Source organism: Ruegeria sp. BHSC043, from assembly GCF_059612985.1.
The window spans coordinates 41,745-63,860 of the sequence record NZ_JBXWRS010000012.1 but is presented as its reverse complement, the minus strand read 5'-3'; the positions used below and the strand labels follow the sequence as shown (position 1 = coordinate 63,860).

19 protein-coding genes are annotated in these 22,116 nt (G+C 64.0%); 11 read left to right on the top strand and 8 right to left on the bottom strand.

Features of this window, described 5'->3' with window-relative positions:
* The 6 genes from AC2FMM_RS15375 to AC2FMM_RS15350 form a co-directional block, all read left to right on the top strand.
* Positions 1-790: FAD:protein FMN transferase (locus AC2FMM_RS15375; RefSeq protein WP_496797028.1), on the top strand; the 790-nt coding region annotated here is incomplete at its 5' end.
* 15 nt (positions 791-805) lie between these two features.
* On the top strand, positions 806-1,051 hold the full coding sequence (gene nqrM, locus AC2FMM_RS15370; RefSeq protein ID WP_170599965.1) for a (Na+)-NQR maturation NqrM: 246 nt from the start codon (positions 806-808) through the stop codon (positions 1,049-1,051).
* The gene (locus AC2FMM_RS15365; RefSeq protein ID WP_496797027.1) at positions 1,052-2,719 is read left to right on the top strand and encodes an alkaline phosphatase family protein; all 1,668 of its coding nucleotides are present in this window, start codon (positions 1,052-1,054) and stop codon (positions 2,717-2,719) included.
* A gap of 92 nt (positions 2,720-2,811) precedes the next feature.
* Entirely contained in the window at positions 2,812-4,329 is a 1,518-nt protein-coding gene (gene gpmI / locus AC2FMM_RS15360) for a 2,3-bisphosphoglycerate-independent phosphoglycerate mutase (RefSeq protein ID WP_496797026.1), read from the top strand.
* The gene (locus tag AC2FMM_RS15355) at positions 4,326-5,459 is read left to right on the top strand and encodes a murein hydrolase activator EnvC family protein (protein WP_496797025.1); all 1,134 of its coding nucleotides are present in this window, start codon (positions 4,326-4,328) and stop codon (positions 5,457-5,459) included. The genes gpmI and AC2FMM_RS15355 overlap by 4 nt, the downstream gene beginning before the upstream one ends.
* 6 nt (positions 5,460-5,465) lie before the next feature.
* Positions 5,466-6,812: a S41 family peptidase gene (locus AC2FMM_RS15350; protein WP_496797024.1), complete on the top strand. Its 1,347-nt coding sequence runs from the start codon at positions 5,466-5,468 to the stop codon at positions 6,810-6,812.
* 54 nt (positions 6,813-6,866) lie between these two features.
* Here the strand turns inward: AC2FMM_RS15350 and AC2FMM_RS15345 are convergent, their stop codons facing one another.
* The 3 genes from AC2FMM_RS15345 to AC2FMM_RS15335 form a co-directional block, all read right to left on the bottom strand.
* The gene (locus tag AC2FMM_RS15345; protein ID WP_496797023.1) at positions 6,867-8,393 is read right to left on the bottom strand and encodes an MFS transporter; all 1,527 of its coding nucleotides are present in this window, start codon (positions 8,391-8,393) and stop codon (positions 6,867-6,869) included.
* A gap of 104 nt (positions 8,394-8,497) precedes the next feature.
* Positions 8,498-8,851 carry a hypothetical protein gene (locus tag AC2FMM_RS15340; protein ID WP_496797022.1) on the bottom strand — a complete coding sequence of 118 codons (354 nt, stop codon included), beginning with the start codon at positions 8,849-8,851 and terminating at the stop codon, positions 8,498-8,500.
* A gap of 11 nt (positions 8,852-8,862) precedes the next feature.
* Positions 8,863-9,624 (bottom strand): DUF6478 family protein, encoded by a 762-nt coding sequence (locus AC2FMM_RS15335; RefSeq protein WP_496797029.1) that lies wholly within the window; start codon positions 9,622-9,624, stop codon positions 8,863-8,865.
* Between the two features lie 222 nt (positions 9,625-9,846).
* Between AC2FMM_RS15335 and AC2FMM_RS15330 the strand changes: the two genes are divergently transcribed.
* The 4 genes from AC2FMM_RS15330 to AC2FMM_RS15315 are packed head-to-tail and all read left to right on the top strand — an operon-like array spanning position 9,847 to position 16,100.
* On the top strand, positions 9,847-12,927 hold the full coding sequence (locus AC2FMM_RS15330) for a cyclic nucleotide-binding domain-containing protein (RefSeq protein ID WP_496742552.1): 3,081 nt from the start codon (positions 9,847-9,849) through the stop codon (positions 12,925-12,927).
* Positions 12,924-13,826 carry a CPBP family intramembrane glutamic endopeptidase gene (locus tag AC2FMM_RS15325; protein ID WP_496797021.1) on the top strand — a complete coding sequence of 301 codons (903 nt, stop codon included), beginning with the start codon at positions 12,924-12,926 and terminating at the stop codon, positions 13,824-13,826. The genes AC2FMM_RS15330 and AC2FMM_RS15325 overlap by 4 nt, the downstream gene beginning before the upstream one ends.
* A 58-nt stretch (positions 13,827-13,884) precedes the next feature.
* Positions 13,885-14,829 (top strand): acetyl-CoA carboxylase, carboxyltransferase subunit beta, encoded by a 945-nt coding sequence (gene accD / locus AC2FMM_RS15320; RefSeq protein ID WP_496711961.1) that lies wholly within the window; start codon positions 13,885-13,887, stop codon positions 14,827-14,829.
* Complete coding sequence (locus AC2FMM_RS15315; protein WP_496797020.1) at positions 14,826-16,100, top strand: bifunctional folylpolyglutamate synthase/dihydrofolate synthase; 1,275 nt, start codon at positions 14,826-14,828, stop codon at positions 16,098-16,100. Before accD ends, AC2FMM_RS15315 begins: the two co-directional genes overlap by 4 nt.
* Positions 16,101-16,164: 64 nt before the next feature.
* Here AC2FMM_RS15315 and zapE read toward each other — a convergent pair whose 3' ends face one another.
* Positions 16,165-17,223 carry a cell division protein ZapE gene (zapE, locus tag AC2FMM_RS15310; protein WP_496797019.1) on the bottom strand — a complete coding sequence of 353 codons (1,059 nt, stop codon included), beginning with the start codon at positions 17,221-17,223 and terminating at the stop codon, positions 16,165-16,167.
* A 145-nt stretch (positions 17,224-17,368) separates the two neighbouring features.
* Between zapE and AC2FMM_RS15305 the strand changes: the two genes are divergently transcribed.
* Complete coding sequence (locus AC2FMM_RS15305) at positions 17,369-18,610, top strand: MFS transporter (protein WP_496797018.1); 1,242 nt, start codon at positions 17,369-17,371, stop codon at positions 18,608-18,610.
* A gap of 2 nt (positions 18,611-18,612) precedes the next feature.
* On the opposite strand, the gene AC2FMM_RS15300 is transcribed toward AC2FMM_RS15305, so the two are convergent.
* The 4 genes from AC2FMM_RS15300 to fghA all read right to left on the bottom strand — a co-directional run bounded on the left by AC2FMM_RS15300 (position 18,613) and on the right by fghA (position 22,065).
* On the bottom strand, positions 18,613-19,233 hold the full coding sequence (locus AC2FMM_RS15300; protein WP_496797017.1) for an HAD family hydrolase: 621 nt from the start codon (positions 19,231-19,233) through the stop codon (positions 18,613-18,615).
* A gap of 73 nt (positions 19,234-19,306) precedes the next feature.
* Positions 19,307-19,762, bottom strand: a complete 456-nt coding sequence (locus AC2FMM_RS15295) for a YaiI/YqxD family protein (RefSeq protein ID WP_496797016.1) — start codon at positions 19,760-19,762, stop codon at positions 19,307-19,309.
* Positions 19,759-21,228 (bottom strand): Si-specific NAD(P)(+) transhydrogenase, encoded by a 1,470-nt coding sequence (sthA, locus tag AC2FMM_RS15290; protein ID WP_496684038.1) that lies wholly within the window; start codon positions 21,226-21,228, stop codon positions 19,759-19,761. The genes AC2FMM_RS15295 and sthA overlap by 4 nt, the downstream gene beginning before the upstream one ends.
* A 3-nt stretch (positions 21,229-21,231) precedes the next feature.
* Positions 21,232-22,065 (bottom strand): S-formylglutathione hydrolase, encoded by an 834-nt coding sequence (fghA, locus tag AC2FMM_RS15285; RefSeq protein ID WP_496797015.1) that lies wholly within the window; start codon positions 22,063-22,065, stop codon positions 21,232-21,234.
* Between the last annotated feature and the right edge of the window lie 51 nt (positions 22,066-22,116).

The window sequence follows — 22,116 nt, the reverse complement described above, 5'->3', positions numbered from 1 at the left end:
CTCGGCCAGCACCGACCCGATGCCGGTGTCGAAAGAATTCGCCTATGTAATCGCGGCGGCCAACCAGGTGCACGAACAAAGCGGCGGCGTGTTCGACGTGACGCTTGGCCCGTTGATCGAGCTGTGGGGGTTCGGCCCGCGCAAGCCCGAGGACCCGGTGCCATCGGATGCCGAGATCGCGGCGGCGCTCGAGCAGGTGGGGCAGGCGCGCCTGCTGACGCTGGATGCGCAGGCCGAGACGCTGGCCAAGACACAGCCGGGCGTGGGGATCAACCTGTCGGCCATCGCCAAGGGATACGGGATCGACGCCGTGGCTGAGACGCTGCGCGCGGCGGAGGTCGAGAACTATATGGTCGAGATCGGCGGTGATCTGGTGGCCCGCGGTCAGAACGACAAGGGCGAGGCCTGGCGCATCGGCATCGAAAAGCCCGAAACCGGGTCGCAAACCATCCAGTTCATCGTGCCGCTGGACAACCGCGGCATGGCGACCTCGGGCGATTACAAGAATTTTTTCGAACAGGACGGGGTGCGGTATTCGCATATCATCGACCCGACCACTGGACGCCCGATCACTCATCGGACGACCTCGGTCACGGTTCTGGCCGAAAACGCGATGATGGCCGATGCCTGGGCCACCGCGATGCTGGCGCTGGGGCAGGAGCGGGGGCTGAAACTGGCCGATCAGCTGGGTTTGGCGGTGTTTTTCATCTCGCGGGATGTGACAGGCGGCAAAGATGCCTATATCACGGTACACAGCAGCGCATTCAAGGATGCGCTGGGATCGAACTGAAGGGCGGGCCGGCCGATGAGCACCTTTATCCTCGCGTTTGTTCTGCTCCTGATCATCATGGTTGGCATGTCGCTGGGCGTGATGCTGATGGGCAAGACCATCAAAGGCAGTTGCGGCGGGCTGAACGCGATCTCGGGCGCCGACAAATGCGTGGTGTGCCAAAAGGACGTGGACCCCAACAGCCCCCTGCGTGACAAGCTGCAATGCAAGCGCGCCCGCCGGATGGTGGAACAGATGGAAAGCCAGGGCGAACGGACCTGAATGATCAAGGCCCGCAACATCCTGTTCATCATGTTCGACCAGCTGCGCTGGGACTACCTGAGCTGTTACGGCCATCCACATCTGCACACGCCCAATATCGACCGTCTGGCCGCGCGCGGCGTGCGGTTCACGCGGGCCTATATCCAGTCGCCGATCTGCGGCAGCTCGCGCATGTCCACCTATACCGGGCGATACGTGCAGTCGCACGGCGCCTCGTGGAACGGCATTCCGCTGAAGGTTGGCGAGCTGACCATGGGCGACCATCTGCGCAAGGCGGGGATGGACTGCTGGCTGGTCGGTAAGACCCATATGCGCGCCGACGCCGAAGGCATGGCCCGGCTGGGCCTGGAGCCCGACAGCCTGATCGGCGCGCGGGTGGCCGAATGCGGCTTTGACGTGTTCGAGCGCGATGACGGGATGCGCCCCGAAGGCCCCGACGGGTTCTATGACCCTGATGGCGCCCGAGCTTATAACGCTTGGCTGGCCGACAAGGGTTACGACAGCGACAACCCCTGGCACGACTTTGCTAATTCCGGTCTGGATGCCGATGGAAACGTGTTGTCGGGCTGGTTTCTGAAAAACGCGCCGCAGGCCGCAAACATCGCCGAGGAGGACAGCGAGACCCCCTATCTGACCACGCGCAGCATGGAGTTCATGGAAACCCATGACGGCCCATGGTGCTGCCACCTGAGCTACATCAAGCCGCACTGGCCCTATATCGTCCCCGAGCCCTATGCCTCGATGTACGGGCCCGAGCATGTTCTGCCGCCCAACCGGTCCGAGACCGAGCGGGCCGAGGCGCATCCCGTGCTGAGCGCCTTCATGCACACCAAGATCGGCCAGACCTTCTGGCGGCAGGATGTGCGCGCGGCGGTGATCCCCGCCTATATGGGCCTGATCAAGCAGGCCGACGACCAGATCGGGCGGTTGCTGGACTGGATGGAGCAGACCGGCCGCATGGACGACACGATGATCGTGCTGACCTCGGACCATGGCGATTTTCTGGGCGATCACTGGATGGGCGAAAAGACGTTCTTCCACGACGCTTCGACCAAGGTGCCGCTGATCATTTACGACCCATCCGAACAGGCCGATGCCACGCGCGGCACCACCTGCGACGCGCTGGTCGAGTCGATCGACCTGGCCCCCACTTTCGTCGAGGTCGCGGGCGTTGCGGTGCCCGACCATATTCTGGAAGGTCATTCCCTTTTGCCCATCCTTCACGGGCAGGCGGCCGAGACCCCGCGCCAATTCGTGATCTGCGAATACGACTATTCGGCCTCGCCCATCGCGGAAACGCTGGGCGTGTCGGTGCGCGACGCGGCGATGTTCATGGTGGCCACGAAAAAGTGGAAGCTGATCCATTGCGAAGGCGGGTTCCGCCCGATCCTGTTCGATCTGGAAAACGACCCCGCCGAGTTGACCGATCTGGGCGACAGCCCGGCCCATGCGGGTGTGATCGCGCAGATGTACGACCACCTGTTCGCCTGGGCACGTCGCCCGTCGCAACGCACCACCCGCTCAGAAGCCGAGCTGGTCGGGATGCGCACCAAAAGTCGCGGCAAGGGCGTGATCCTGGGCGCCTATGACGAAAGCGACGCTCCGCCCGAGCTAACGGTCAAGTATCGCGGCCGCAAGGCGCGGCCCTGGCAGCAGATCAGGAAATAACCCCGCGCGGCGCGGATCGCCGCAAAAGGCGGTTCACGATGCGGCGGGCAGGGGATAGAAGAACGGACAAGAGCAGTTACCGGAGACCCGACATGAGCGCACCCAAACCCGTCGTCCTGTGCATCCTCGATGGCTGGGGCCTGTCCGACGACACACTGGCCAATGCGCCGTATCTGGCCAACACGCCCACATTCGACGCGATCATGTCCAAGGGTCCGCACGCGCGGCTGATCACCCACGGTCCGGATGTGGGCCTGCCCAGCGGGCAGATGGGAAATTCCGAGGTCGGCCACACCAATATCGGGGCCGGGCGGGTCGTGGCTATGGATCTGGGCCAGATCGATCTAGCGATCGAGGACGGCTCGTTCTTCGAAAATGCCGCGCTGCAGGACTTTGTCGCCAAGGTGAAGGCGGCGGGCGGAGCCGCGCATCTGATGGGGCTGGTCTCGGATGGCGGGGTGCATGGGCACCTGAACCATATCGTCGCCGCCGCAAAAGCGATCACCGATGCAGGCGTTCCGGTGGCTCTGCACGCCATCACCGACGGGCGCGACGTGGCCCCGAAATCGGCGCTGGACTTCCTGGCCGAGCTGGAGCGTCGCCTGCCCGCGAACGCGCGCGTCGTCACCGTTTCGGGGCGGTACTATGCCATGGACCGCGACAACCGGTGGGAACGGGTCGGCCGCGCCTATGACGCGATCATCAAAGCGCAGGGCGGGCAGGCTGATACCGCAAGCGCCGCGATTCAGGCCGCGTACGACCGGGGCGAGACCGATGAGTTTATCGCCCCCACGGTTTTGCCCGGCTACGACGGCGTCCGCGACGGTGACGGGTTCTTCTGCCTCAATTTCCGCGCCGACCGCGCGCGTGAGATCCTGCGCGCCATCGGCGAACCCGGATTTGCCGAATTCGACACCGGACCACGCCCGCACCTGTCGGCGCTGCTGGGCATGGTGGAATATTCCGACGGCCACAACGACTACATGACGACCGTATTCCCCAAGCGCGAGATCCTGAACACGTTGGGCGAATGGGTCGCCAAGCAGGGCCTGCGCCAGTTCCGTCTGGCCGAAACCGAGAAATACCCCCATGTCACGTTCTTCCTGAACGGCGGCAAAGAGACACCCGAGCCCGGCGAGGACCGCTATATGGCCCCGTCGCCCAAGGTGGCGACCTATGACCTGCAGCCCGAGATGTCGGCCGCCGAGGTGACGGACAAATTCGTCGAGGCGATCGAGGACGGCTATGACCTGATCGTCGCCAATTACGCCAACCCCGACATGGTGGGCCATACCGGTGACCTGCAGGCCGCGATCAAGGCCTGCGAGGCCGTGGATCAAGGCCTGGCACGTGTGGTCGCCGCGCTTGACAAGGCGGGCGGGGCCATGATCGTGACCGCCGATCATGGCAACTGCGAAACCATGATCGACCCCGAAACCGGCGGCCCGCATACCGCCCATACCCTGAACCCGGTACCTGTGGCACTGGTTGGCGGACCCGAGGGCGCAACCCTGCGCGAAGGTCGCCTGTCCGATCTCGCCCCCACGGTGCTGGACCTGATGGGCCTGCCCAAGCCGCTGGAAATGACGGGTCAGAGCCTGCTGTCATGAGGCTGCGCGCGCTTCTTCTGGCGGCTCTGATGGCGGGGCAGGCGGCCCGGGCCGCGCCGGACCCCGCGCAGGCGGCGCTGGATGCGGCGCAGATGCTGGAACAGGCCTCGATCGCGCTGACCGAGGCCGAAACTGCCCGCGACCGTGTGCGCGCCCTGACCGAGACGATCCAAGCCTACGAAGCCGGGCTGGCCGCCATGCGCGACGGGCTGCGCCGAGCGGCTTTGCGCGAAAGCCAGCTGACCGCCGAGCTGAACGCGCGCGAACGCGAAATCCGCCAGTTGCTGGGCGTGCTGCAAACCATCGAAACCACGGCGCCTCCGGTTCTGATGCTGCACCCGGCCGGGCCGCTGGGGGCGGCGCGCACCGGGATGATGCTGTCCGAGGTCACCCCCGGCCTGAATGCTAAGGCCCGGGCGCTGGCCCGCGATCTGGACGAGGTTCAGACCCTGCGCCGACTGCAGCAAAGCGCGGCGCAAACTCTGACCGTAGGGTTGGAGCAGGTGCAGGATGCCCGCACGCGGCTGAGCGAAGCCATCGCCGACCGTACCAACCTGCCGCGCCGTTTTGTCGAAGATCCGGTGCGCACCGCGATTCTGATCTCGTCCACCGAAACATTGGACGGGTTCGCCAGCGGTCTGGCCGAGATCTCGGCCGGTGAAATCGCCGAAACCGATGCTGATATTTCGGATCGCAAGGGCCGGATCCCGCTGCCGACGCAGGGCGTTCTGGTGCACCGGTCGGGGGAAACCGATGCGGCCGGCGTCACCCGGCCCGGCCTTGTTCTGGCCACCCGGCCGCGTGCCTTGGTAGTATCGCCCACGGCCGCCACGATTCGCTATCGCGGGCCGCTGCTGGACCTTGGCAACCTGATCATCCTGGAACCGCAGCCGGGGCTTCTTTTCGTGTTCTCGGGCCTTCAGGAGGTTTATGGCGAACCCGGGCAGGTGATCCCCGAGGGCTCTCCGGTGGGGTTGATGCCGGGGAATCTGCCGGAAATCGGCGCGATTTTGTCAACAAGCGGTGATGGCACTGGAACTGATCGGTCAGAAACGCTCTATATAGAGGTCAGAGAGAACAACAGGCCCGTTGATCCGGAAACATGGTTCCGGACGCACAAGGATGGATAGACGCGCATGAAACGATTCGTGATGGCCGGTCTGGCCGGAACCCTGGCAGGGATCATCGCCACAACCCAGATCGCCGGGCCGCTGCTGGCGCAGGAGGCCGCAAACAAGGCCAGCGTGTACGAGCAGCTGGACCTGTTCGGTGACATTTTCGAGCGCATCCGTGCCCAGTATGTCGAAGAGGTCGCGCCCGAAGACCTGATCGAGGCGGCGATCGACGGGATGCTGACCTCGCTGGATCCGCATTCCAGCTATCTGTCGCCCGACGACGCCGAACAGATGCGCGTGCAAACCCGCGGCGAGTTCGGCGGGCTGGGCATCGAGGTCACGCAGGAGGACGGGTTCGTCAAGGTTGTCTCGCCCATCGACGGCACCCCGGCGGATGAGGCGGGCATCGAGGCCGGCGATTTCATCACCCATGTCGATGGCGAAAGCATCCTGGGCCTGACGCTGGACAAGGCGGTCGATCTGATGCGCGGCCCGGTGGGGTCGGAGATCGTGATCACCGTGGTGCGCGAAGGCGAGCCCGATCCGTTCGACGTGACCATCATCCGCGACACGATCAAGCTGACCGCCGTCCGCGCGCGCACCGAAGGTCAAAGCGTGGTCCTGCGCGTGACCACCTTCAACGACCAGACCTATCCGAACCTGAAGGAGGGTCTGGAGAAACAGATCGCCGAGGCCGGCGGCATCGACAAGATCAACGGCGTCGTGCTGGACCTGCGCAACAATCCGGGCGGCCTGCTGACCCAGGCGATCAAGGTCTCGGACGCGTTCCTTAACGAAGGTGAGATCGTCTCGACCCGTGGCCGCAACCCCGAAGATGGGGAACGGTTCAACGCCACGCCCGATGACCTGGCCGAGGGCAAGCCGATCGTCGTGCTGATCAATGGCGGTTCGGCCTCGGCGTCGGAAATCGTCGCGGGCGCCCTGCAGGATCATCGCCGGGCCATCGTCGTCGGCACCAAGAGCTTCGGCAAGGGGTCTGTCCAGACGGTGATGCCGCTGCGGGGGGATGGCGCGATGCGCCTGACCACGTCGCGGTACTACACGCCGTCGGGCCGCTCGATCCAGGCGCTGGGTGTCAGCCCGGACATCATCGTGGAACAGCCGCGCAACCGACCCGAAGAGGACGAGGACGAAGAGGCGGCCGCCCGCACCCGGTCCGAGGCCGATCTGCGCGGAAGCCTGAATAATGACAGCCTGACCGAGGACGAGAACCGCCAGATCGAAGAAGACCGCGCCAAGGCCGAGGCGACCGCGGAACTGCGCAAGCAGGATTATCAACTGGCCTATGCCATCGACATCCTGAAGGGTTTGTCCGCGTTCAACCCGACCGCCCGCGCCTCGCAGTAACGACCGGGCATCGAACAGCACGGGTCGCGCCGGGCGCGGCCCGTTTTCGTGTCGTCAGCGTTCAACCTTGTGCAGTTTCTTTTCGTCCAGCAACAGGGCAAGGATGATGCCCATCGAAACCGATAGGGTGGCAAACACGAAAGCCATGTTCATTCCCGTATCGAATGCCGTGGCAATGGCGGATTTGACCGTCTCGGCCTGGTCTGCATCCAGCTTGCCCATGATGGCCTGTGCCGTCCGGGTCGTCAGGGTGCCGCCATTGATCGCCTTCTGATCGGCGGCCGGCGTGTCGATGCCCGCCTTGGCGAGCTGACTGCCGAGGCTGGACAGGCTGGTCGTGTACATGATCGCGGTGGCAACCGCGACCGAGACCGCGCCATAGACCAGATGTGCCATGAAGCTGAGACCCCCCACCAGCCCGGCGCGCTCGGGCCGGACAGCACACACAGCGGCCGTACCAGAAGGCCCGACCGTCAGCGTGGCCCCCAGCCCGATCAGGGCCATGCCCGGCAGGATCTGCAGGTATCCCAGGCTCATCGGCAGGATGACGATGCTGGCGGCGCCGGTCGTGGCCGACAGGTAGCCCCAGAACATGAGCCGCTTGGGGCCAAAGTCGTTGTACAGCGTGCCCGACACGATCGAACCGACGGCCAGCAGGACCGTCAGAGGCGCCAGGCCCAAGGCGGATTCGAAAGCCGACCAGCCCAGGACTTTTTGCATGTATTGCGGAAAATACAGCAGCCCGACAAAGGCGGCCGAGACATTGAACATGTTCAGCCCCAGCGTGATCCGGAATTGCGGGTTGTGCATCATCTGCGGCAGCAGCAGCGGTTGGCGCACACGATTTTCGACCCTCGAAAACAGCCCCAACAGCACCGCGCTGACGAAAAACACCGCCAGCAACGGAACCGAGAGCCACCCCCAGTCGGCCCCGACATCCAACCCGTACAGCAACAGCAGAACCGCCATCGACAAAATGCCCATTCCGGCAAAGTCGATGTGTTCGCCGTTCTTGTGATCGGTCTCGCGCGGGATCAGCGTCAGCGTGGTGCCCATCGAGACGGTCGAAAACACCACATTGGCGAGGAAGAACAGGCGCCAGTCCCCCAGATTGACGACGAACCCGCTGATCATCGGGCCAAAGACATTGCCGCTGGTGACGCCGGCCAGGATCAGGCCCATCACCAGCGCGCGGTGTTCGTCTCGCGAGACCTTGGTGGCGCCTAGGGCCAGGGTGCATGGCCAGACGCACCCGGCGCCCACCCCCTGCAACGCCCGGGCACCGATCAGAAAATCCAGGTTCGGTGCGACGAGGCACAGAATCGACGAAAACAGAAACACCGACAGACCGATCAGCATGACCTTGCGGTGGCCGTACAGGTCTCCCAGCCGCCCGCCCGCGACCATGGTCATGGCAAAGAACAGGGCATAGATGTTCAGAACCCATTGGGTGCTGGTGATGTCGGCGTCGAAGGAATTCTCGATCGCGGGCACCAGCATCAGAGCACCGGTGAAGTCGATCCCGATGCCGAAGGCGGTCACCATCAACGCGATGACCTTGATGATGCTGTCGCGTTCCATGACGCATCCCGGCCGTTTCGAATGCCCCATCAAGCCACAGATCCCGTCAAATTGACAGGTCGCAGTTGGAGTCGGCCCGTGCGGCCCGGCGGATCGGGGTGGCGCTACCCCTGGTTCATTCTGCGCACGACGCGTTTCAGCATGTCCAGCTCGGCCCGCAGCAGTTCAAGCTCGGTCCGGATGTCGCCCGAGGCCGGCGCCCCAGATATCACCGAAAAGTCGCCCAGTTTCGACTGGCGCTCGCAATCCCAGATGGTGACGCAATGCACCCCGTCCGACAGCAGGGCCGGCGGTACGGGAACCCGTAGCATCCAGCCCGCGTCGTTCGGAGTGATCTCGACGCCCGGCAGCGCCTCGCCCAGATACCGGGCCTCGACCCGGGGTTCCGATGCGGCGGTCAGTTGCCCCTCCCAGAGGGCGTTTTCGAACCGGATCGGTACAAGCTTTGCATGGGTCATGTCGGTGTCCTTCAGAGATCTGCGCGATGATAGCGGCACAGGGTCAGGTCGCGAATGACCACCTGGTTCATGGCCGGCCCGTCAAGGATCAGATCCAACCAGATTTTCTGGACCCGACGTTCGTTCAGTTCCAGGTGGGCCAGGTCGAAATCCACCGTCGAAACCTCGGACCCGGGCGGCAGTTCCCGAAGGACCTGTTCGGTGTTTGGGCCGTGCTGGATATTCAGACGCGCGAACATCTGCGCCTGCCGCTCCTGTTCCGACTGGACGCTGGCGCGGAACATGTGCTGGCGGCTGAGGGCAGTCCGGGCTTCGGACGGCAATTCGACGGACACTGATAGGAACGAACCGCGGAAATCGAACACATCCAGAGCCAGACCGAACGGGGCCAGATCGCGATCGTCGCTGTTGCGCACCTGCTGCATGCCGATCTCGGCCTGCGGGCAATCGTGGAAGATGGTCGTCTGTTCATCCAGCCGCTCCTGCCGCGCGACCGGACAGACGCCCCGTCCGGGCATCGGCCCGCGCCACAAGTCGGGTCGCCACGACCAGTCTGTGCCCAGCGGTTTGGGGAATTGTCGTGAACCGATCCGGGGCCGCATCAGGCGGCTGTCAGCCTCATGAATCAGGCGATTGAGCTCGAACCGCAGCAGGCGCGCCTGATCGCGCTGCAGGCGCAGTTGCGGCAGGCTGGCCGTGCCGGCGGTCGCGGCCGCCCGGCGCCATCGGTCCAGCACCTTTCGGTTGAAATAGCGTGTCAGAAGCTTGCGCATGAGCTCTTGCATCGAGAAACGCCACCTCTTTAGTCGATTTGCCGGGGCAGGATAAACCCGCCTTCGTGCGGGGTGCGGCAAAATTCGCGGTGACGCGGGGTGGGCGGAACAATTTTTCGGGTGTTCTTGAAATGGCTCCGGCCAAAGCTTACCGTCAGGCACCCGGCCGCAGTGGAACCTTTGCAACGGGCCGCAGTCCAAAACTTCAAGACAAGGCCGGGCATGGAACCCACCCTCTTTGCATTTATTTGGAAGCATTCGAAGAAACAGCAGTTCATCCTTCTGTTTCTGACCGTGATTTCCTTCCCATTCCTTTACGCCTCACTCGAGCTGCCCAAGCGGATCATCAACGACGCAATTGGTGCCACGGGCAACACGGTGACGTTTTTCGGCGTGACGGTGACGCAAGTTCAGTACCTTATGATCCTGTGCCTTGCGTTTCTGGGAACGGTGATCGCCGGCGGCATCATGAAGATGCGGATCAACACGATGAAGGGCATCGTGGCCGAACGCATGTTGCGCCGCCTAAGGTTCACCCTGATCCGGCGGATGCTGAAGTTTCCGAAACCCTATTTCTCTTCGACCAGCCAGGGCGAGCTGGTGTCGATGATCACCGCCGAGGCCGAGCCGCTGGGCGGGCTGATGGGCGATGCCATCGCCCAGCCGGTCTTCCAGTTCGGCCAGATGATGACCATCGTGACCTTCCTGTTCATGCAGAGCGTGTGGTTCGGGCTGGCCGCGATTGCGCTCATTCCGTTGCAGGCCTGGCTGATCCCGCGCCTGCAGCGCCAGATCAACTTGTTGAACAAGGAGCGCATCCAGGAAATCCGGCACCTGAGCACCGAGATCGGCGAGACCGCAGCCGGTATCAGCGATCTGCGGGTGAATGGCGGCTGGCGGTATCGGCTGGCCCAGTTCAGCCATCGGCTGGGAACCCTGTTCGAGATTCGCGTGAAGATCTACAACAAGAAGTTCTTCATGAAATTCCTCAACAACTTGATCACCCAGATCACACCCTTCCTGTTCTATTCGATCGGCGGGTATCTGGCGATCACCGGCAAGGTCACGGTGGGGGCGCTGGTTGCGGCACTGGGCGCCTACAAGGACCTCAGCGGCCCCTGGCGCGATCTTCTGACCTATTACAACCAGGTTCAGGACATGTCGCTGCGCTGGCAGGTCGTGACCGAACGCTTCAACCCCGACAACATGATCCCCGAGGAGCTGTTCGAAGGTGAACCCGACGCCATCCCGCATCTGCATGGCGACATCGAACTGAAGAACGTCACCGTGCGGGACGAGGACGGAAAGATCGTTCTGGAAGATATCGATCTGACCATTCCCAGCAAGGCGCGTGTGGCGATCAAGGCCTCGCACGAATCTGAGCGGCGCGCCCTGGCCGAGCTGCTCACGCGTGAGGTCTTGCCCGCCCAGGGCGAGGTCACCCTGTCGGGACACAAGCTGGACGAGCTGCACCAGGCCGTGATCGCCGCCCGGATCGGATACGCGCATTCGCGGCCCTACCTGTTCAGCGGGACCTTGGGCGACAACCTGCTGATGCCCCTGCGCACGCATCCCCAGTACGAAACCGAGGATGGCAAAGTGCCATCGCGCTTCGCGATCGAAGCGGCCCGGTCGGGCAATCTGCCCGATTCACTGTCCGATGACTGGGTTGATCCCAGCCTGGCGGGTCTGGACAGCGTTGAAGACATCCGGGATTGGTGGTTCCAATTGGTCGAGGCGATGGGGATCGACGAATTCATGCTGCGCCGCACGCTGCGGTCGCAGTTCGACCCCCGGCAGCATCCGGCCCTAGCCGACGAAATTGTCCGGCTGCGGCCCAAGGTCGCCGAACGGCTTAGGGAAAAGGGGCTGGACAAATATATCTTTCGGTTCGACCCAGACCAGTTCAACCCGGCGGTTCCGCTGGGGGGAAACCTGTTGTTTGCGTCGCCTCTGAATGACATTTCCGCAGACCTACTGGCCGGGGATGCCCGGTTTCTGGAAATGCTTCGGGCGCATGAGCTGGATCGCGATGCGCTGAGCATCGCCAGCGCCGTTCTGGACACGCTGAACCAGACCTTCGGCCGCGAAGGCGCCGATCATCCTCTGTTCCTGCGCCTGGGGCTGTCCAAGGACCTGTATCACCGGCTGCTCGACATCGAGGAGCGCCGCCGCAGCCAGGGCGAAGACAGCCTGTCGGAGGGCGAGAAGGCCTTGCTGTTGACGGTGCCGTTCATGTTGACGGCCGAACAGATCGGGCCGAGCTTTCCCGAGGAATACAAGGACAAGATCCTGAAGATCCGCAAGACCCACGCCGACAGCCTGCACCAGTCGTTCGACGGGCTGTTCGTCAAGGTCGGGCCGGATGTCTACGTCCCGCGCCTGACGGTGATGGAAAATGCCATCTACGGCCGCGTGTCGCTGACCGCGGGTAGTCACGACCGGGACATCGAGGACGTGGTCGCCGAGGTGTTGAACGAGGCCGGGCTACGACGGCGGCTGGCGGCCATCATCTATGATCTGTCCACCGGTCTGGGCGGGGCCAACTTGCCGACGGTGTTCCAGGAAAGGGCGGCCTTTTCCCGCGCCGCGATCAAGCGGCCGGATATTCTGATCCTGGATAAGGTGCTGGCCAGTCACGATTCCGAAAGCCGGCATCAGACCCGCATGAAACTGCGGCAGTTGTTGCCCGATTCGATCATGATCTTTATGGAGGATCATTTTTCCCACCCCGAGGCCTATGACCTGTATCTCGAGATCAAGGACGGGCGCATTGACGGGGTTTCTCGGGCGGCCCTGCCGGTCGAGGAAGGCGCTTCGGATGACTTCACCCGCAAGCTGAAGGTGATTGCCGCCACCGAACTGTTCTCACGACTGGATGGCCGCAACCAGCGGCTCTTGGCCTTTTCGGCAAAATGGTACGACGCGGCGGCCGGGCAGGTCATCTTCTCGCGCGGGCAGACGCCCGATGCGGCCTATCTGTGCGTGTCCGGCCAGGCCAGCCTGGAATGGTCGATGCCCGACGGCGAAAAGCGCCGCATCTCGACCGTCGAGCCCGGACGCCTGATCGGAGATCTGTCGATCATTACCGGCGCGCCCCGGCAACTGGATCTTGTCGCCCTGACCGATTGTTCGTTCCTGCGCATCGGCGCCGAGGAACTGAGGGCCGTCATCGAAAGCGATCCCACGGTTGCGGTCAGCCTGCTGGAAACGGTTGCGGGCTATCTGACCTCGGTATCCGAACGGTTCCTGGCGGCGAATATCGAGCTTCCCCCCGAGGTCGAAACCGGGGCTGGCGGATGACCGAGCCCGGCGAAGTGACACGCGCCTATGCGGCACACGAGGCGCTGGTCGCCCCGGTGCGCGCTCATGCGGCCTTGTGGCGGCTGTTCGGCGGGGTGGCCCTGGTCGTCGCGACCGTCGTCGCGTTGAACCTGGTGCTGTTCGCCGCCGTGGTCGGCCTGGCCCCGCCAGACCAGGTGTCCGGGTTCCAAAGCGGCGCGTCGCCGATGGCGGTGTTGATCCTGCTGTTCAGTTTCGGCTTTGTCACGCTGGCCGTGGCGCTTGCCGTCCGCCAGTTCCAGAATCGCAGCCTGTGGTCCGTCATCGGGCCCCGGCGCAAGGCGGTGGCGCAGTTCTGGCGCGTTCTGGGCGCGCTGCTCGTCCTGGGGGTCGTGCTGTTGCTGCTGCCACCCTATGGCATGGGCGTTTCGTTCGAACCCAACCTGCCGGTCGGTCTGTGGCTGGGTCTGCTGCCGCTGTCTCTGGCCGCAGTCCTGATCCAGACCAGCGCCGAGGAGATTCTGTTCCGCGGCTACCTGCAACAGTCATTGGCGGCACGGTTTCGTTCACCCGTGATCTGGATTGGCGTTCCCGCGGTTCTGTTCGCGGCCGGCCACTATGCGCCCAATACCGCCGGCGAAAACGCGGCGCTGGTTGCGGTCTGGGCCTGCGTGTTCGGTGTGCTCAGCGCCGATCTGACCGCCCGCGCCGGAACCTTGGGGCCGGCCATCGCCCTGCATTTCGCCAACAATGTCACGGCATTGCTGATCGTGTCCCTGCCCGACAGCCTTGGGGGGCTGGCGTTGTTTCACCTGCCGTTCGACATGTCCGATACCGGGTTTCTCCGGCAATGGCTGTTTGTCGACTTCGGCGTGATGATCGTCGGGTGGCTGACGGCTCGACTTGCGCTCAGGCGCTGATTGCATTTCCTTCCGTAGCGTCTTATTTGACTGCAACCCGCATCAGCAAGGTTCCGACATGAACTGGATCACGAACTACGTCCGCCCCCGGATCAACTCGATTTTCTCCCGCCGTGAGGTGCCCGAGAATCTCTGGCACAAATGCGACGAGTGCGGAACGATGCTGTTCCACCGCGAACTGGCGGACAACCAGAATGTCTGTACCCAGTGTGGACACCATATGCTGATCACCCCGCGCGAACGGTTCAAGCATCTGTTCGACGGTGGCATTTTCTCCGAGGTCGCGGTGCCCGCGCCCAAGGATGACCCGCTGCAGTTCCGCGATCAGAAGAAATACCCCGACCGCATGAAGGCGGCGCAGAAAAAGACCGGCGAGAAAGAAGCGATGCTGGTCGCCACCGGCGAGATCGGCCGCACCCCCATCGTGGCCGCGGCGCAGGATTTCTCGTTCATGGGCGGGTCGATGGGAATGTATGTCGGCAACGCCATCATCGCTGCCGCGCAAGAGGCGGTAAAGCTCAAGCGCCCGCTGATCCTGTTTTCCGCCGCCGGCGGCGCCCGGATGCAGGAGGGCATCCTCAGCCTGATGCAGATGCCGCGCACCACGGTTGCGGTAGAGATGCTGAAAGAAGCCGACCTGCCCTACATCGTGGTTCTGACCCATCCCACCACCGGCGGCGTGACGGCCTCCTACGCGATGCTGGGTGACGTGCATATTGCTGAGCCGAACGCGTTGATCTGTTTCGCCGGCCCCCGCGTGATCGAGCAGACGATCCGCGAGAAATTGCCCGAAGGCTTCCAGCGCGCCGAATACCTGCTGGATCACGGCATGCTGGACCGCGTCACCAAACGGACCGAGCTGCGGGACGAGCTGATCACGATCACCCGGATGCTGATGGGGCTTCCCCCGGCGGTCAAAGGCGATCTGCCCGCCCCGAAAGAGGGCGCAACCGAACAGCCCGATGCGCAGGCCAAGCCTGCCGAAAACAAGCCCAAGAAATGACCGCGCCCACATCCGACGTCATCCTCGACCGGATGATGGCGCTGCACCCCAAGATCATCGACCTGACCCTGGACCGCGTCTGGCGTCTGCTCGAAGCCTTGGGCAACCCGCAGGACAGGCTGCCCCCGGTGATCCACATCGCCGGCACCAACGGCAAGGGCTCGACCCAGGCGATGATCCGCGCCGGGCTGGAAGGGGCCGGGCTGACGGCCCATGCCTATACCTCGCCGCACTTGGCGCGCTTTCACGAGCGCATCCGCTTGGCGGGCGAGCTGATCTCGGAGCCCGACCTGACCGCCGTTCTGGATGAGTGCTACACCGCGAATGGCGGCGAGAACATCACCTATTTCGAGATCACCACCTGCGCAGCCCTGATGGCGTTTTCCCGCGTACCCGCCGACTACACGCTGCTCGAAGTCGGGCTTGGCGGACGGCTCGACGCCACCAACGTGATCGAAAAACCCGCCGTCACGGTAATCACCCCAGTCTCGATCGACCACGAACAGTTCCTGGGCAACACGCTGGCCAAGATCGCCGCCGAAAAGGCCGGCATCATCAAACGTGGCGTGCACTGCATCGTCGGCCCGCAGCCGGACGAAGCGATGGAGGTCATCGAGGCCACCGCCGCCCGCCTCGGCGCACCGCTTCTGGCTTACGGACAGCACTGGCACGCTCACGAGGAACGTGGCCGCCTGATCTATCAGGACGAAACCGGCCTGCGCGACCTGCCGCTGCCGAACCTGCTGGGCGCCCACCAGATCCAGAACGCCGGCGCCGCACTGGCGGTCCTGCGCCACCTCGACCTGGGCGACGAGGCCTACGAGGCAGCGGTCACCCGGGCCGAATGGCCGGCCCGGATGCAGCGCCTGAAGACCGGCCCGCTGGTCGAACAGGCGCCCCGGGCCGAACTCTGGCTAGACGGCGGCCATAACGCCGCCGCCGGGCAAGCGCTGGCGGATGTCCTGGCCAAACTGCCGCCGCGCCCGACGCACCTGATCTGCGGCATGCTCAACACCAAGGACGTAACCGGCTACCTCGCGCCTCTGGCCGAAAGGGCAAGCTCCCTGACGGCCGTGTCCATCCCTGGTGAAGCCAACACGCTCCCTGCCGCGGAAACCGCCGCCGCCGCGACTGCCGTGAACCTGCCCGCCACCACCACCGACAGCGTGGCCGAGGCGCTGGCCGCGATCACCGCCCGCGATCCACAGGCCCGGGTCTTGATCTGCGGCTCGCTCTATCTCGCGGGGAACATCCTGCGCGAAAACGGCTAAGGCTTCATCTGGCTGAAAATATCCCGGGGGAGTCGCGGCCCTGCCGCGACGGGGGCAGCGCCCCCTATTTCCCCCAATCCTTGTCTTGCATTTCCCGCAGACGCGAAGCCGTGCGCTCGAACTCGAACGTTCCCTCGCCCTCGACGTATAGCATCTCGGGCTCCGCCGCCGCGGAACAGACCAACCGCACTTTCGCCTCGTACAGCGCGTCGATCAAGGTCACGAACCGCTTGGCTTCGTTGAAATTGTTGCGCGACAGGCGTGGGATGTCCTCAAGCACCAGCACCTTGACCGCCTCGGCGACTGCCAGGTAATCCCCCGGCCCCAGCATCCGACCGCACAGATCATAGAACGAGGCGCGTGCCACACCATTGCGAAACGCGGGCAACACCACCTCGCGCCCCTTGACGTGCAGGGTCAATGGTTCGGCCGGTCCACCTGACAGGTCGGCCCATACGGCCCGGATCTTCTCCCGCGCCTCGGGTCCGATGGGTGTGAAATAGACCGGCGAGCCTTCGAGCCGGTTTTGCCGGTAATCCGTGGGCGACGTCAGCTCCCACACTTCGAGCTGCTGCTTGATGTGGTGTATGAAAGGCAGGAACAGCTGCCGGTTCAGGCCATCCTTGTACAGATCGTCGGGATGACGGTTCGAGGTGGTCACAACGACGACGCCCCCCGCATGTAGCAGGTCGAACAGCCGCCCGACGATCATCGCGTCGGTGATGTCGGTGATCTGCATCTCGTCAAAGGCCAGCAGACGCACGGATTTCACGACTGAGGCCGCCACCGGCGCCAGCGCATCCTGCACGCCGGTTTCGCGCGCCTGGTGCATGCCGGCGTGGATTTCCTGCATGAAGGCATGGAAATGGACGCGCCGGGCCGGAACATCGCCCAGCGTTTCGACGAACATGTCCATCAACATGGACTTGCCGCGCCCCACCCCGCCCCACAGGTACAAGCCCTTGGGCGCCGGCAGTGCCTTGCGGAACAGCCCGCGTTTCACCGGCGCGGCCAGTGCTGCCCGGATACGCTCGAACTGAGGCAGAACGGCCTCTTGCGCGTCGTCGCGGTTCAGGGTGCCATCGGCAACGCGGGCCTCGTACAACGAGATCATGTCGGTCATGGCCCGAGCCATAGCGCCCGCCCGCGCCGTTGAAAAGAAGGCATCATCCGGCACGCATCAATTTTGGTTAATCGTGACCGCAAAACTCCTGAATTGACGAGCGAGCCCAAGCGGATACTGTCGGCGGGCTGAACCCGGAGGCCCCATGACCCCAACCGCCCGTCTGCTAAACCCGGTGCTGATCGTCGGATGCGTGATCATCACGGTCAGCTTTGCCGTGCGCGCTTCGTTCGGCGTGTTCCAGATTCCGATCGCCGAGGAGTTCGGCTGGCTGCGCACCGATTTCTCGCTGGCCATCGCGATCCAGAACCTGGCCTGGGGCATCGGCCAGCCGATTTTTGCCGCCATCGCAGAGAAGATGGGCGATCGGCGGGCGATCATTCTTGGTGCGCTGACCTATGCGGCGGGGATGGTCCTGTCGGCCTGGTCCGTCACGCCCTTCGGGCATCAACTCTATGCCTGGCTGGTGGGCTTCGGTATCGCGGGCACAGGCTTTGGCGTCGTGCTGGCGGTGGTCGGGCGGGCCTCGACGGACCAGAACCGCTCGATGTCGCTGGCGATCGTGACCGCGGCGGGCAGCTTCGGGCAGGTGATCGGCGCGCCCACGGCTGAATGGATGCTGACCTTCCTGCCCTGGCAGCAGGTGTTCATCATCTTTGCCATTACCATTCTGGCCCTTGTGCTGACGCTGCCTTTCATGCGCGCGCCCGCGCAGGTCAGCAAGGCCGAATTGGAAGAAAGCATGGGCCAGATCCTGGGCCGTGCCTTCCGCGACCCGTCCTATGCGCTGATATTCCTGGGTTTTTTCAGCTGCGGGTATCAGCTGGCCTTCATCACCGCGCATTTCCCGGCCTTTGTGACCGAGATGTGCGGCCCGATCCAGCCCGGTGGCGTGCTGCATTCGATGGGTATCACCACCACCTCGGCGCTGGGGGCGGTGGCGATCTCGCTGGTCGGGTTGGCCAATATCGGGGGCACCCTGTTGGCCGGGTGGGCGGGTAACCACTTCCCCAAGAAATACCTGCTGGCTGCGATCTATTCGGCGCGTACCGTCGCGGCCGCTGCTTTCATCCTGCTGCCGATCACGCCCATGTCGGTGATCGTGTTCTCGATCGTGATGGGCTCGCTTTGGCTGGCGACGGTGCCGCTGACATCGGGGCTGGTGGCGCATCTTTACGGCCTGCGTTACATGGGCACGCTTTACGGCGTGGTGTTCCTCAGCCATCAGATCGGAGGCTTCCTGGGCGTGTGGCTGGGCGGACGGATGTATGACATCTACGGCGATTATACTGTCGTCTGGTGGATCGGGGTGGCCGTCGGCGCCTTCAGCGCGATCGTGCACCTGCCGATACGCGAGAACCGCCCCGCGCAGCCCGTGGCCGCCTAGGATCAGGCGGCCTCGTCCGGGGTCAGCAGACCTTCGGCCACCAGCCTTTCGGCCCAGCCCTGCGGGCCGTTGAAATGGTGGGTCTGCCAACCACGGCCACGGGCGGTTTCGATGTTGTCGATCCGGTCGTCCGTGAACAGCAGCGTCTCGGGCGGCAGGCCGCAATCCTGTTCGACCATCTGGTAGATCGGGACATGCGGTTTCACCATCTTCATCCGCCCCGAGACATAGTGCCGGTCGAACTCGTTCAGGAACGGATAGACGGTGGTGGCATAGTCGAAATTCTGCACCCCGAAATTGGTCAGCGCAAAGACCGGCACGCCTTTGGCCCGCAGCGCGCGCTGCAGCCGGACCGAATGCGGGATCTCGGGCGCGGCCAGTTCGATCCAGTTGTCGTGCCACATGCGGATCTCGTCGCGCCATTCGGGGTATTTCTCGGCCCAGGCATAGATCGTTTCTGTGAAATGATGCCCCTGATCGACCAGGTCGTTCATCCCGTGCAGGTCGACGGCCGAGAACATCTCGCGGCGCCGGTCCTCGCCGATCACGCGGTCATAATACCGCTCGGGCTGCCATTCGATCAGAACGTTGCCGATGTCAAAAACGACCGCTTCTACGGGCATGAAATTTCCTGTTTGCTTGTGTTGCGCTTTCGGCCGACTGAACCAACCCGCCGGGCGGGATGCAAGGCCAAACTCAGCCGCGCAGGGCGACGCGCATCTCGCGCTCGAGCGCGTCCAGAAACCGCGACCGGTCGGCCTTGGAAAACGGTTTGCCACCGCCCCCGGCGCCCAGCGGATTGGCGGCGCGCAGATCCGCCATCAGATCGCGCATCGCCAGTTGCTGGCCGATATTGGCGGCGGTGAAGGCTTCGCCATTGGGGCGCAGCACCCGCGCGCCGGCCTCGACGCATCTGGCGGCCAACGGGATGTCCGAGGTGATGACGATGTCGCCCGCGCCGCACCGCTCGGCGATCCACTTGTCGGCCTCGTCCGCGCCTTGCGCCACGGTGACGATCTGAACCATCGGGTTGGCCGACGGGCGCAGCCCGCCATTCGCGACCACGACCATCGGCACCTTGTGCCGCGTGGCGACGCGCTCGGCCTCGGCCTTCACCGGGCAGGCGTCGCCATCGACATACAGGGTCGTCACGCCTGCTTGGCCTTTTTGGGCGCCAACTTTGCTGGTTCGGGCGTGTCCGATTTGCGGACCTTGAACTCGTCCGGGATCGGCATCCGGTTGAAGGCGTCGAGCCCGGCGATCTTGTAGGCCTCGGCCAGGGTCGGATAGTTGAAGGTGTTCTGCACGAAATAGTCCACCGTGCCCTTCAGGTTCAGCACCGCTTGGGCGATGTGGATCAGCTCGGTCGCGCCCTCGCCGACGATCTGCACGCCCAGCACCCGGCGGGTTTTCAGCGAGAACAGCATCTTCAGCATCCCGTGCTCGAGCCCCATGATATGCCCGCGCGAGGTTTCGCGGAATCGGGCCACGCCCACCTCATAGGGAATGCCGCGTTCCTGCAGCTCTTCCTCGGACATGCCGCAGGTCGAGATTTCGGGCACCGAGTAGATGCCATAGGGGAACCACGGGCTTTCGGGCAGGGTGGGGGTGTCCAGCGCGTGGCAGGCGGCCACGCGGCCCTGCTGCATCGAGGTCGAGGCCAGCGAGGGATGGCCGATCACGTCACCGGTGGCATAGATATGCGGTACCGAGGTCTGATAGGTCTTACGGTCGACCGAAATGCGGTTGCGGTGGTCGGTCTCGATTCCAACCGCTTCGAGGTTCAGCGCTGAGGTGTTGCCCATGCGGCCCGCCGCAAACAGCAGCATCTCGGCCCGGACATGGCGGCCATTGGCCATGGTGACCTCGACATGCTTGCCGGCGTCCTCGATCTTCTCCACGGCCGAGCCCAGGCGCAGGTCCACCCCGTTTTCGCGGATCTGGTGGGTGAATTCTTGGATGAGGGTCTTGTCGATGAAATCCAGGAAAGTCTCGCGCGGTTCGATCAACGTCACCCGCACGTCGAGCGCCGAGAACATCGTGGCATATTCCACCCCGATCACGCCTGCGCCGATCACGCAGAGCGAGCGCGGGATCTCGGCCATTTCCAGGAACTCGTCGCCATCAACGATGGTCTTGCCGTTGAAGGGCACGTAATCGGGGCGATAGGTCTTGGTGCCGGTGGCGATCAGGAATTTCGCGGCCGTCAGGCGGGTGGTGTCGCCCGCATCGGCGGTGACCTCGATCTCGTGCGGGCCGACAAAACGGGCCACGCCGTCCATGGTTTCAACGTGGTTGCGGTTGAACTGGTGTTCCAGCACGTCAACCTCGTAGTCCAACGTCATGTGCAGCCGGGCCTTGAGGTCCTCGGCGCGGATCTGGTCCTTGACCCGGTACGAACGGCCGTAAAAGCTGCGCTCGCGCCAGCCAGACAGGTTCAGTACCGTTTCGCGGAGTGTCTTCGACGGGATCGTGCCCGTGTGAACCGACACGCCGCCCAAACGGTCACGACGGTCAACCACCAGAACCTTGCGTTTCAGCTTGCCCGCCTGAATCGCCGCCGCGCGGCCCGATGGGCCCGAGCCGATGATGATCAGATCATAGTCGTATTCGCTCATCCCTTAGTCTCCGTACAGGGCTTCGGCGTGGAAGGTGACGTGGTCCTCCATGAAGGTGGACACGAAAAAGTAGGAATGATCATAGCCCGGCTGCAGCCGGACCGTCGCCTGTTGACGGCGTTCGGCGATGGCTTGGGCCAGGGCCTCGGGGCGCAGCAGGTCGATGAACTGGTCGTGGGTGCCGGTGTCGATCAGGATTGGGCCGTCAAAGCCCTTTTCCTTCATCATCAGCGTCGCGTCATGTTTGGCCCAGGCGGCCGGGTCGTCGCCCAGATAGGCGCTCAACTGCTTGCGGCCCCAATCGCTGGCCGTGGGGTTCGAGATCGGCGCGAAGACCGAGACCGACCGAAACCGGCCCGGCAGGTTCATCGCTAGCGTCAGCGCGCCGTGGCCGCCCATGGAATGTCCGGTGATGGCCTGGCGGTCGCCGTCTATGGCGAAGTTTTCGACCAGCAGCGTGGGCAACTCTTCGGCCACATAGTCCCACATGTTGAAATGCGGGGCCCAGGGGGTCTGGGTGGCGTTCACATAGAACCCGGCACCCTGGCCCAGATCGTAATCCTCGTGGTCGGCGACCCCCTCGCCGCGCGGCGAGGTGTCGGGGAAGACCAGTGCGATGCCCTGTTCTGCGGCCCAGCCCTGCGCGCCCGCCTTGACCATCGCGTTTTCATGGGTGCAGGTCAGTCCCGACAGATACCACAAGACTGGAACCGGGCCGTCCTTGGCCTCGGCCGGTAGGAACAGGCCAAAAGTCATGTCGCACTGGCACGCCGCTGAAGCGTGGCGGTACACACCCTGCACGCCACCGAAACAGGCGTTTACGGAAAGGGTTTCCATCTGGCATCATCCTTACGTTGGCTTTGCGCCATGGCTAACGGGCAAGGGACG

What these genes read in the sequence shown, in the direction of transcription:
- nqrM (WP_170599965.1), top strand. Translation starts at nt 806, where the DNA reads ATGAGCACCTTTATCCTCGCGTTTGTTCTGCTCCTGATCATCATGGTT.
- fghA (WP_496797015.1), bottom strand. Translation starts at nt 22,065, where the DNA reads ATGGAAACCCTTTCCGTAAACGCCTGTTTCGGTGGCGTGCAGGGTGTG.
- zapE (WP_496797019.1), bottom strand. Translation starts at nt 17,223, where the DNA reads ATGACCGACATGATCTCGTTGTACGAGGCCCGCGTTGCCGATGGCACC.
- accD (WP_496711961.1), top strand. Translation starts at nt 13,885, where the DNA reads ATGAACTGGATCACGAACTACGTCCGCCCCCGGATCAACTCGATTTTC.
- AC2FMM_RS15355 (WP_496797025.1), top strand. Translation starts at nt 4,326, where the DNA reads ATGAGGCTGCGCGCGCTTCTTCTGGCGGCTCTGATGGCGGGGCAGGCG.
- AC2FMM_RS15325 (WP_496797021.1), top strand. Translation starts at nt 12,924, where the DNA reads ATGACCGAGCCCGGCGAAGTGACACGCGCCTATGCGGCACACGAGGCG.
- AC2FMM_RS15345 (WP_496797023.1), bottom strand. Translation starts at nt 8,393, where the DNA reads ATGGAACGCGACAGCATCATCAAGGTCATCGCGTTGATGGTGACCGCC.
- AC2FMM_RS15330 (WP_496742552.1), top strand. Translation starts at nt 9,847, where the DNA reads ATGGAACCCACCCTCTTTGCATTTATTTGGAAGCATTCGAAGAAACAG.
- AC2FMM_RS15300 (WP_496797017.1), bottom strand. Translation starts at nt 19,233, where the DNA reads ATGCCCGTAGAAGCGGTCGTTTTTGACATCGGCAACGTTCTGATCGAA.
- AC2FMM_RS15335 (WP_496797029.1), bottom strand. Translation starts at nt 9,624, where the DNA reads ATGCGCAAGCTTCTGACACGCTATTTCAACCGAAAGGTGCTGGACCGA.
- AC2FMM_RS15305 (WP_496797018.1), top strand. Translation starts at nt 17,369, where the DNA reads ATGACCCCAACCGCCCGTCTGCTAAACCCGGTGCTGATCGTCGGATGC.
- AC2FMM_RS15315 (WP_496797020.1), top strand. Translation starts at nt 14,826, where the DNA reads ATGACCGCGCCCACATCCGACGTCATCCTCGACCGGATGATGGCGCTG.
- AC2FMM_RS15350 (WP_496797024.1), top strand. Translation starts at nt 5,466, where the DNA reads ATGAAACGATTCGTGATGGCCGGTCTGGCCGGAACCCTGGCAGGGATC.
- AC2FMM_RS15340 (WP_496797022.1), bottom strand. Translation starts at nt 8,851, where the DNA reads ATGACCCATGCAAAGCTTGTACCGATCCGGTTCGAAAACGCCCTCTGG.
- gpmI (WP_496797026.1), top strand. Translation starts at nt 2,812, where the DNA reads ATGAGCGCACCCAAACCCGTCGTCCTGTGCATCCTCGATGGCTGGGGC.
- AC2FMM_RS15365 (WP_496797027.1), top strand. Translation starts at nt 1,052, where the DNA reads ATGATCAAGGCCCGCAACATCCTGTTCATCATGTTCGACCAGCTGCGC.
- sthA (WP_496684038.1), bottom strand. Translation starts at nt 21,228, where the DNA reads ATGAGCGAATACGACTATGATCTGATCATCATCGGCTCGGGCCCATCG.